We start from the raw sequence: 3,049 nt of genomic DNA on the forward strand, positions 1-3,049 counted from the left end.
GTCGCTCACCACTGTCGCGGAGGGCATCGAGACCCAGGCGCAGGCCGACTACATGCGGCAGCTCGGCTGCACCCGCGGCCAGGGCTACTTGTGGAGCCCAGCCGTGTCACCAGCCAAGCTCGAGGAACTGCTGCTGAGCTGGGGCAGCCAGCCCTGATGCACCGCTCCGGAGTGGTTCAGGACTCGGTCCGGTAGTACGACAGCCCCGACTTCGCGTCGAGGATGCCGCCCTGGCGTCGCAGCAGGAGGAATCCCGGGCCCGAGACCCCGAGCTGGACGAGGTTCATGCCGGGCGCCAGCGTTCCCCTGCCGACGACGTTGCCGTCCTTCGCCGAGAATCGCAGCACGGTCTCCTGGTTGGAGATGACCCGGAACTCCTTGCCGTCCTCGGTGAACCCGATCGGGGCGAAGCCGTTGCTGAACTCGTGCTTGTCCGGGTCGTACTCCCCCACCTTCTTCCACGTCCAGAGCGACTTCGCGGACGCGGGGTCGAGACCCTCCAGCTGCATGCCGAACTGGTTCTTGTACGTCATCGTGGTCGCCAGCACAAGCGTCTTGCCGTTCGACCAGATGCAGGACGTGTCGTTCGGAGAGCCCCTCGACCCGCCCTGCATGTCGTCGCAGGGAGCGAACGGCGCCTTCACCTGCTCCAGGCGTTGGGTCGCGGGCTTGATCGCCAGCTTCGTGATCTTGCCGCTCTTCGACGAGACCCACGCGGCGCCCTTCTCGCGCTGCATGAGCAGCCGACCGTCGATGGGGTGCGGGTCCGCGTCCGGTGACACTGAGGACGAGTCGTCGTGCCACAGCTCCTTGCCGGTCGCGAGGTCGATGCCCCAGACTCCGCCCTGCGGCGACGGCGCGGAGCAGGAGAGGCTCGCGATGATCACCGGGCGGTCCGCGGCCAGGGCCGCGCTGGTCGAGCAGCCGGTGACCTTGGCGGACTTGCCGGCCAGGACATAGTCCGCGGCCGTCGACTTCCAGGCGACGTCACCAGAGGCGGCATCGAGACCGACGAGGTATCCGTCACCCGATGCGAACAGGACGGTGCCGTCGCGCTGGTCCGTCGTGAGGGTCCCGTGGCCGCCTTCGGGGAAGCCGAAGTCCCACGCCTCCTTGCCCGTCTGGGTGTCGTACGCGACCAACTCTTTGCAGGACTCACCCTCGACGCCCTCGAGCAGCAGCGCCCGATGGTTCTCGATCTGCCGGCGGGGCTGTGCGCCGCAGACGATCTCGGGACTCTTGATCGTCACGGCGGGATGATTGGTTTTGCCCGTCGCGGGGTCGAGGAACCGCACCACGTCCTGGCCGTTGTAGACCACCGCAGCGTCGTCGTAGCCGGCGAAGTAGCCCGTGCCCGCGACGTCCTGCGAACCGGTCTCCGCCTGCTCGTCCGTCGCCCAGTAACGCGGCCAGCGCACCGGATCGGCGGTGCTGTCGACCTTCTTGTCGGAGATCTCGCCGCCGCCACCGCACGCCGTCAACGAGACGGACAACAGGACGGCCGCCAGGACACCGAGCCCGCGGCGACGGGCTCTGGTCACGATGCCCATGCGATGGCCCCCTTCGCGATCTGCATCTCGTCCATGCCGAACACTTCCTCCAACGGGGCGCTGGTGTTCTCCAGCTCCCGGATCGTGGTGAGCAGCTTCTTCTCGCCCATGCGGTCCGCGAGATAGGCGACCCCGAGGTATCCGGCGCCGTAGTGCGAGCCGACCGCTTCGTCGTTGCCCTCGTAGAAGTCCCTGTCGGGCATCGTCTTCGCCTTGCGCAGGTACGCCAGGCCCGCCCGCGTGCGGAAGCTCACCTCGGAGGCCGGTGGCCGCTGGAGGAAGACCGCGAGGCCCTCGACGATCCAGGTCGGTGCTCGGTCCGACTCGCCCTGCCAGCTCTGCTGGACCGCGTGCGTCATCTCGTGGCGGATGGTCACGGCGAGCCCGGGATCGTTCATCGCCTCGCGCGCAATCACGATGCGCGAGGTGGCCACGTGGTCGCGGTCGAACACCCCGGACTGGGCATCGGCTGCGTACATGGCCTGGGTGAACCCGGCGAAGTGCGCCTCCGTGCGATCGACCTTGCCGCCGAGGTAGTCGAACACGTCCTTGACGCTGGGCGACTGGATCGTGAAGAGCCACGATCGCGTGGCGGCGTCGCGCGGCAGCGTGATCCCGGCCCTGACAACCCGGTCGACCTGCGACCTCACGCCGGCGTCGAACCGGGCGAGGTTGGCTCGCATCCACCGCTCGTCGGCGGTCGGGCCGATCAGCACCGCGCGCTCTCCGCGGACGACCGCCATGGGGCCGTCGTCCCAGGCCTGACGGTAGTAGCGCGAGTACTTCTCGCCCGTCGAACGGTCGGCGCTCGCGCCCTTGACGGCGAGCACCTTGAGCTCGCCCTTGCTCGTCTTCGGCGCGAACGTGAACGAGTACCACTCGGACAACGGCACCGGGTCGACGCCTGGGATCTGGAGGATCAGCCCCATGTCGGCCGCAAGGTTCTCCTTGCCGGAGCTGTCCCTCGCGCGGGTGGCCTTGATGAACGACAGGGACAGGTGGGTCGCGCCGAGCTTCTGCAGGTTGTCGAACCAGTGACCCATCTGCTCCCGGGCGCCCCGGGCCGAGGGCACGAACGTCGCCAGGAAGCCCTCCTTGTCCTTCGTGCGCAACAGCGTCGTGTACATCTTGCTGAGCCGCTGTGTGTCGTCGTACGTGATGCTCTGTCCGCCCATCTGCTCCACCGCCGTGGCGCTCGGCGGGGCGATCGTCTCAGGTGCCGTCGACTGGGTGCCGTCGCTCGACGCCCCGCAGGAGGCCAGTGCGACGCAGAGGCTGACCACCGCCGCCCATGTGCGTACCCTCACGACGGGCGCCTCAGGCTGTCGAACACCCGGTCAGCTGTCACCGAGGGGCTCGACTCGTCGTAGTCGTCGACCTGGATGCTGACCGAGATCCCGTCGATGGTCGCGAGGACCAGCTGGTCCTGAACGTCACCGTTCTTGAGGGTGATGGGGAACCGGTACCCCGTGCCGAGCTCGCCGATCGTGACCTCGTGC

At 68.2% G+C, this 3,049-nt stretch carries 4 protein-coding genes; 1 reads left to right on the top strand and 3 read right to left on the bottom strand.

The window, feature by feature from the left end; translation table 11 throughout:
- A partial coding sequence (locus JWQ91_RS16485) for an EAL domain-containing protein (RefSeq protein WP_366521376.1) occupies positions 1-157 on the top strand: 157 nt, incomplete at its 5' end.
- Positions 158-176: 19 nt separating this feature from the next.
- Here JWQ91_RS16485 and JWQ91_RS10535 read toward each other — a convergent pair.
- The 3 genes from JWQ91_RS10535 to JWQ91_RS10545 all read right to left on the bottom strand — a co-directional run.
- Entirely contained in the window at positions 177-1,541 is a 1,365-nt protein-coding gene (locus tag JWQ91_RS10535) for a PQQ-binding-like beta-propeller repeat protein (RefSeq protein WP_297783396.1), read from the bottom strand.
- A complete protein-coding gene (locus JWQ91_RS10540; protein ID WP_297783399.1) occupies positions 1,538-2,857 on the bottom strand; it encodes a hypothetical protein in 1,320 nt (439 codons plus the stop codon). The genes JWQ91_RS10535 and JWQ91_RS10540 overlap by 4 nt, the downstream gene beginning before the upstream one ends.
- A partial coding sequence (locus JWQ91_RS10545; protein ID WP_297783401.1) for a hypothetical protein occupies positions 2,854-3,049 on the bottom strand: 196 nt, incomplete at its 5' end. The genes JWQ91_RS10540 and JWQ91_RS10545, both read right to left, overlap by 4 nt.

This window comes from Aeromicrobium sp., assembly GCF_025965075.1.
In the GTDB taxonomy this organism is placed as follows: domain Bacteria; phylum Actinomycetota; class Actinomycetes; order Propionibacteriales; family Nocardioidaceae; genus Aeromicrobium.